The sequence below is a fragment of the Micromonospora endophytica genome (assembly GCF_003236305.1).
Taxonomy (GTDB): domain Bacteria; phylum Actinomycetota; class Actinomycetes; order Mycobacteriales; family Micromonosporaceae; genus Micromonospora; species Micromonospora endophytica.
On sequence record NZ_POTX01000285.1, the window covers coordinates 1 to 6,778 of the forward strand.

The 6,778-nt window shown below is 72.6% G+C and carries 6 protein-coding genes; 4 read left to right on the forward strand and 2 right to left on the reverse strand.

The genetic code is table 11. The annotated features are described in order from the left end of the window. A partial coding sequence (locus tag C1I93_RS26860; RefSeq protein WP_111246071.1) for an MFS transporter occupies positions 1–1,191 on the reverse strand: 1,191 nt, incomplete at its 3' end. Between the two features lie 42 nt (positions 1,192–1,233). Then, positions 1,234–1,815 carry an ArsR/SmtB family transcription factor gene (locus tag C1I93_RS26865; RefSeq protein WP_111246072.1) on the reverse strand — a complete coding sequence of 194 codons (582 nt, stop codon included), beginning with the start codon at positions 1,813–1,815 and terminating at the stop codon, positions 1,234–1,236. Positions 1,816–2,027: 212 nt separating this feature from the next. On the opposite strand from C1I93_RS26865, the gene C1I93_RS26870 reads away from it, so the two are divergent. The 4 genes from C1I93_RS26870 to C1I93_RS26885 all read left to right on the forward strand — a co-directional run bounded on the left by C1I93_RS26870 (position 2,028) and on the right by C1I93_RS26885 (position 6,683). Continuing rightward, on the forward strand, positions 2,028–4,109 hold the full coding sequence (locus C1I93_RS26870) for a HelD family protein (protein ID WP_420811711.1): 2,082 nt from the start codon (positions 2,028–2,030) through the stop codon (positions 4,107–4,109). An 80-nt stretch (positions 4,110–4,189) separates the two neighbouring features. Beyond that, a complete protein-coding gene (locus C1I93_RS26875) occupies positions 4,190–5,068 on the forward strand; it encodes an ABC transporter ATP-binding protein (RefSeq protein ID WP_111246069.1) in 879 nt (292 codons plus the stop codon). A gap of 13 nt (positions 5,069–5,081) precedes the next feature. Continuing rightward, on the forward strand, positions 5,082–5,819 hold the full coding sequence (locus tag C1I93_RS26880; protein WP_111246070.1) for an ABC transporter permease: 738 nt from the start codon (positions 5,082–5,084) through the stop codon (positions 5,817–5,819). A 102-nt stretch (positions 5,820–5,921) separates the two neighbouring features. After that, positions 5,922–6,683, forward strand: a complete 762-nt coding sequence (locus C1I93_RS26885) for a VOC family protein (RefSeq protein ID WP_111246074.1) — start codon at positions 5,922–5,924, stop codon at positions 6,681–6,683. Positions 6,684–6,778: the final 95 nt, after the last annotated feature.

Sequence of the window (6,778 nt, forward strand, 5' to 3'; positions counted from 1 at the left end):
GGCGAAGGCGAGCAGGACCAGGAGGCCGGCGGTGCCGCAGGCGACGATCAGGGGGCGGGGCTCGCTGACTTCCAGCAGCAGCCCACCGATGAGGTAACCGACCATCGCCGCGCCCTGCACCGCCGCGCCGAGGGCGGCGAAGGCCCGGCCGCGGGCGGCCTCCGGCACCCGCCGGGCCAGCACCAGGTTGTTGAAGACGTTGTCGCCGCCGTTGCAGACTCCGCCGAGCAGCCAGATCGGCACCAGCAGCAGCGCCACCGGCACCACCACCGAGACCAGCACCATCAGGCAGCAACCGGCCAGCAGCAGCAGACCGGCCTGCACCAGGGCGGCGTCGTCGGTGAACCGCCGGGCCAGCCGGGCGAAGATCCAGGCACCGCAGAGCACGCCGACGGGCCAGGCCCCGGTCACCAGGCCGTAGACGGAGGCCGAGGCACCCAGCGTCTCCCGGATGTAGAAGACCTCGATCACGTTTATCGCACCGACCGCCGCGATCACCCCGGCCAGGGTGGCCACCATCGCCAGCAGCAGCGGATCGTGGCGCAGACGCCAGTTCGCCCCGGCACCGGCCGGGGTCGCGGTGTCGCTGGACGCCGCCGACGTCGCGGGCCGGGCACCGCCCCGGCGGGTACGGATGAGCAGCCCGGCGAGCACCAGCGCGAGGTAGCTCGCCGCGCCCACCAGCAGCGGCACCCGGCTGCCGAACCAGCCCACCAGGAAGCCGGCCACGGCCGGACCGGCGAGCACACCGAGGGTGCCGGCGGTCTGGTTGAGCGCGGTGGCCCGGGGCAGGTCGGCGGCGCGCACCATGGTGGGGATCAGCGCGGAGAGCACCGGCTGGGTGACCGCCAGGCCGCTGGCAAGCAGCGCGACCAGGCTGACGACCAGCAGCGGGTGTGCGGCGTACGCCAGCGCGAGGCAGATCGCCGACTGGGCCAGGCCGGCGCCGACCAGCAGGGTCCGGCTGTCCACCCGATCGGCGAGCCGCCCGGTCAACGGGGCGAGCAGCACCAGCGGCAGGCTGGCCGCCAGCAGCACCCCGGCCACGGCGGTGCCACCGGCGCCCGCCGACTGGAGGGTCAGCGTCAGCGTGGTGGCGGCAAGGAAGTCGCCGCAGGTGGCGATGCCCCGTGCGGCGGTGGCGAGGCCCACGTCCGTCCAACGCGACGACCCGCCAGATGTGAAAGACATACTTCGAAAGTAATGCTTCACATCTGGCGGGAGCAAGACCCGTCAGTCCAGCGGCAGCGCCTTGTACTGGATGGCCACCCGACGGGCCCCCGGCGGCGGATCGGTGCGGCTCCGCTTGCGGTACGGCCGCAGCACCTCCAGCACCGCACGGTTCACCTCGGCCAACTCCTCGGCCGTGAGCAGCAACAACGACTCGTTGAGCATCGAGTTGTCGTACCACTCCTGCGGCTCGTCGGCGGCCCGGCGCAACCAGTCCCGGCTGCGTTCCAACTCTCGGGCCAGGAAGACCTCCACCAGGCTCCGCTCGGCCTCGCGCGCCGACGGGTCGGCGGCCCGACCCGCGTCGATCGTCCAGGACTGGACAGTGCTGCGCCACAGCCGTTCCCGCGCGTCCCCCCGGCTCGGTGCCGCCTCGACCAGCCCGAACCGGGCCAGCGCCCGCAGGTGGTAGCTGGTCGCGCTCGGGGACAGCCGCGCCACCTCGGCGCACTCCGTGGCGGTCACCGCGCCCTCGGTCGACGCGAGATGTTCCATGATCGCGAGCCGGGCCGGGTGAGCGAGCGCGCGCAGCGTCTGCGGGTCGCTTATCGTCACCCGGGACGGCTCGGGTTGCGGCTCCGTCATCCCCTCATGATCCCGGAACAGCAGCAGAAGCGGTCCACGCTGCCCGGCCGGAATCAAAATCGGTGGAGCGGCGAGCGGAGGTGCGCGTACCGTTGTCGTTCGCTTGACGGCCGCGGTGAGCACGCACCGCAGCGGACGTCTTCCGCGCCGGGCGCCGGCCATCCGCCCCGGACACGCGAGCGAGCAGCAGATTACCCGTGAGGAATCGCATCGTGCCCGCACCCGACCTGGACGCCGACCTCAGCGCGGAACGCGAACACCTGGACACCTCCCGCGCGGCGCTACGCCGGATGCGGGAACGCGCCGAGGCGCTCTTCGCCACCGGTGACCAGGTCGCCGGTGACCGGTACGCCGCCGAACAACTCGGCCGGCACCTCGCCCGGCGGGTGGCCGAGCTGGCCGACGACCCGCGTACGCCGCTCTTCTTCGGCCGCCTCGACTTCGGTGACGCCGACGCCGAACACCGTGGCCGGCGCTATCACGTCGGCCGTCGGCACGTCACCGACCAGCAGGGCGAGCCGCTGGTGCTGGACTGGCGGGCCCCGGTGTCCCGGTCGTTCTACCGGGCCAGCGCCCGCGACCCGCAGGGCCTCGCGGTACGACGCCGGTTCGGCTTCCGCGACGGCCTGCTCACCAGCTTCGAGGACGAACACCTGGACCGGGGTGAGGAACTCGGTACGACCAGCCGAATCCTCACCGCCGAGATCGAGCGGCCCCGGGTCGGCCCGATGCGCGACATCGTCGCCACCATCCAGCCCGAACAGGACGAGCTGGTCCGCGCCGACCTGGCCGACTCGATCTGCGTACAGGGCGCGCCGGGCACCGGGAAGACGGCGGTGGGGCTGCACCGCGCCGCGTACCTGCTCTATTCGCACCGGGAGCGGTTGCGCCGGTCCAAGGTGCTGGTGGTGGGCCCGAACCGGGCCTTCCTGGCGTACATCGTGGCGGTGCTGCCCGCCCTCGGCGAGGTGGAGGTCGCACAGGCCACAGTCGAGGACCTGGTCGACCGGGTGGCGGTACGAGCGGTGGATCCACCGGCGGCGGCCATGATCAAGCACGACGGGCGGATGGCCGAGGTGCTGCGACGGGCGGTGGACGCGTACGTCGGCGAGCCGGCCGAGGCGATAGTCGTCTCCGACGGCTCGTTCCGGTGGCGGATCGGGCTGGAACCGCTGCATCGCCTGGTGCAGGAGACCCGGGCCGAGCAACTGCCGTACGCGGTGGGCCGGGAACGGGTCCGGGCCCGGGTGGTGAGCCTGCTGCAACGGCAGGCCGAGGCGCGGCGGGCGGAGTCACCGAGCGATGCCTGGCTACGCCGGATGGGGCGGTCCACACCGGTCACCGCCTTCCTGGACGCCGTCTGGCCGGCGCTCACCCCGGAGAGCCTGGTGCACGCGCTCTACACCGATCCTGCCCGGCTCGCCACCGCCGCCGACGGCCTGCTCTCCGCAGCCGAACAGGCCCTGCTCACCGGCCCGAACACCGCCGGCCCGAACCCGACCGGTGTGGCCGGCAAGTCGGCGAAGAGCGGCACGAAGCTGGGGCGGACGCCGAAGGCGACCCGCTGGACGGCCGCCGACGCACTGCTCATCGACGAGGCGGCCGGCCTGCTGGAGCGCCCCACCGGATACGGGCACGTGGTGGTGGACGAGGCCCAGGACCTCTCCCCGATGCAGTGCCGGGTGATCGCCCGGCGCAGCGAACACGGCTCACTCACGCTGCTCGGTGACCTCGCCCAGGCGACCGCTCCTTGGGCCGCCGCCGACTGGCGGGAGATCCTGCGCCACCTGGGCAAGCCCGACGCACCAGTGGTGCCGTTGACTGTCGGGTTCCGGGTGCCCGCCGCTGTGCTCGCCTTCGCCAACCGGCTGCTGCCCGCGCTCTCCGTCGACGTACCGCCGGCCGAGTCGCTGCGCCGCGACGGTGCACTCGTGGTGCGTACCGTGACCGATCTGGCGGCGGCGACGGTGGCCGAGGTCCGGGCGGCGCTGGCGCACGAGGGTTCGATCGGGGTGATCGCCGCGGACGACGCGGTGGTCGACCTGCGGGCGGCGCTGGCGGCGGCCGGCGTGCCGAGCGCGACCGCCGACGACCCGCAGCCCGCGACGCCGGTCACCGTGATGCCCGCCACCCTGGTCAAGGGCCTGGAGTACGACCACGTCATCGTCGTCGAGCCGGCCGCTGTGGTGGCGGCCGAACCGCGCGGGTTGCACCGGCTGTACGTGGTGCTCACCCGGGCGGTGTCCCGGCTGTCGGTGCTGCACGCCGAGCCGCTGCCCGCCCCCTTGGGCTGACCGTCGGCTTGCCTCTACCAGGTAGATCGGCTTGCCTCTAGCAGGTAGACCGGTAACCGAGCACCTGGAAGGAGCCGTCCGTGACCCTCGCCCGAGCTGACCGGGTCAGCCGCCGTTACGGCGACACCCTCGCCCTGGACCAGGTCGACCTCGACGTCCGCGCGGGCGAACTGGTCGGCCTGCTGGGCCCCAACGGGGCCGGCAAGAGCACCCTGATCAATCTGCTGGTCGGGCTGCGCCGCCCCACCTCCGGCCGGGTGGAACTCTTCGGCGGCGATCCGCGTGACCCGGCCAGCCGTCGCCGGCTCGGCGTCACCCCGCAGGAAACCGGGCTGCCCGGCACGCTGCGGGTAGGTGAGGTGGTCGACTTCGTCTGCGCCCACTACCCCGAGCCGATCCCACGCGGTGAACTGCTCGACCGGTTCGGTCTCAACGAACTGGTCCGGCGGCAGACCGGTGGGCTATCCGGCGGGCAGAAGCGCCGGCTCGCGGTGGCGCTCGCCTTCGTCGGCCGGCCCCGGCTGGTGGTGCTCGACGAGCCGACCACCGGCCTGGACGTGGAGGCCCGGCACACCCTCTGGGAGGCGATCCGGACGTTCCACGCCGACGGTGGCACGGTGCTGCTGAGCAGCCACTACCTGGAAGAGGTGGAGGCGCTGGCCCAGCGGGTGGTGGTGATCGGCCACGGCCGGGTGCTGGCCGACGACAGCGTCGACGCAGTCCGGTCGGTAGTCGGCGTACGCCGGGTCAGCCTGACCGTCGACGACCTGCCGGCGCTGCCCGGCGTGGCCCGGGTCGAGCGGGTCGACGGTCGCACCCACCTGTTCACGCCCGACGCCGACCAACTGGTCCGGGACCTGATCACCAGCGGGGTCGCCTTCCGCGACCTGGAGGTGCGACCGACCTCGCTGGAGGAGGCGTTCCTCGCCATCACCACCGCCGAACCAGCAGCCGCCTGAGGAGACCAGCACCGTGCCACTCGCTCTGACCCATGCGCGCTACCAGTTGCTGGAGACGGTCCGGATCCCGATCGCGATCGTCGGCAGCGCGTTCTTCCCGGCCGCCTCGATGCTCTTCTTCGTGGTGCCGTTCGCCGGCAAGGATCCGGTGGGCGCGACCTTCGCCACCGCGTCGATGGTCACCTTCGCGGTGATGAGCGCCAACATCTTCCAGTACGGCATCGGTGTCGCCGAGGATCGGGCGCAGCCCTGGGACCCGTTCACCCGTACGCTGCCGGCCGGGCCGGCGCCGCGCTTCGCCGGCCGGATCATGGCCGGGCTGGTCATCACCTACCTATCGCTGATACCCGTGGTGATCATCGCGGCGACGCTCACCGAGGCCCGGATCACGCCGGGCAAGTTCCTGCTGGCACTGGTCACCGTGGGGGTGACCTCGGTGCCGTTCACGTTGATGGGGCTGAGCATCGGGTACGCGCTGCCGAGCAAGGCGGCGATCGTGGTGGCCCAGCTCATCTTCTTCCCGCTCGCCTTCGGTGGCGGGCTGCTCTCCGCCCCGGATCAGGCACCCGGCTTCATCCAGGCGATCGCGCCGTACCTGCCCACCCGGGGCGCCGCGGAGCTGATGTGGGCGGCGGTCGGCGACTATGCGGTGAACCCGTTGTCGCTCGTCATGCTCGGTGTGTGGCTGGTGGTGCTGGCCGCGCTGGCGGCGTGGGCGTACCGGCGGGACGAGGGTCGCCGGTTCAGTTGACATTCGCCCCGTTCGCACCCCGCGCGGCGGGCACGTGATGCCACGATGCCGGAAGGGGTGGTCCGGGCCCGCGGGCCGCCCGGGTACGGGGAAGGGGTGGCCGTGGGCAGCGTTTCGTCAGGTACGCCCTGCTGGGCCGACCTGGCCACACCCGGGCTGGACACCGCCCGGCGGTTCTATCCGGAGTTGTTCGGCTGGACCGGCCGGGTGGACCCCGAACCGGAGGCGGGCGGGTACACCGTCTTCCTGCTGGACGGTCGGGCCGTCGCCGGTGTGGGCCCGCCGGCCGTGCCGGAGCAGGTGCCGATCTGGTCGACGTACGTGGCCACCGACGACGCCGACCTGGTCGCCAGCCGGGTGGAGCGGGCCGGTGGGCAGGTGGTGGTGCCGCCCTTCGAGGTCTTCGACCGGGGCCGGATGGCGGTCTTCAGTGACCCGGCCGGGGCCGCGTTCAGCGTCTGGCAGCCGATGACCTTTGCCGGTGCCGAGGTCTTCGACGTTCCCGGCGCGATGAGCTGGACCGAGCTGGTCACCCCCGACCCCGAGGCAGCGGGTGCCTTCTACGAGTTGGTCTTCGGGTGGCAGCCCGAGGAGGAGCCGATGGGGCAGCTCGCCTACATCGGTTTCCGGCTCGGCGACCGCATGGTGGCCGGCATGATGCCGCCGCTCGGCGACGAGTTCCCGGCGGACTCCCCGGCCTACTGGACCGTCTACTTCTCCGTCGCCGACGCCGACGCCACCGCGGCCCGCGCCGCCGCCCTGGGCGGCACCGTCCTGGTCCCGCCCCGCGACATCCCGGCCGGCCGTATCACCGCCCTCCGCGATCCGCACGGCGCTCTCTTCTCCGCCATCGCCCTCACCTGACCTCGCCGATCTTGCACTTTCGGTCGCCGATACGCGTCTTTTATTCCATATGCGGCGACAAAAAGTGCAAGATCGCGGGGCGGTGAGGGCGGTGG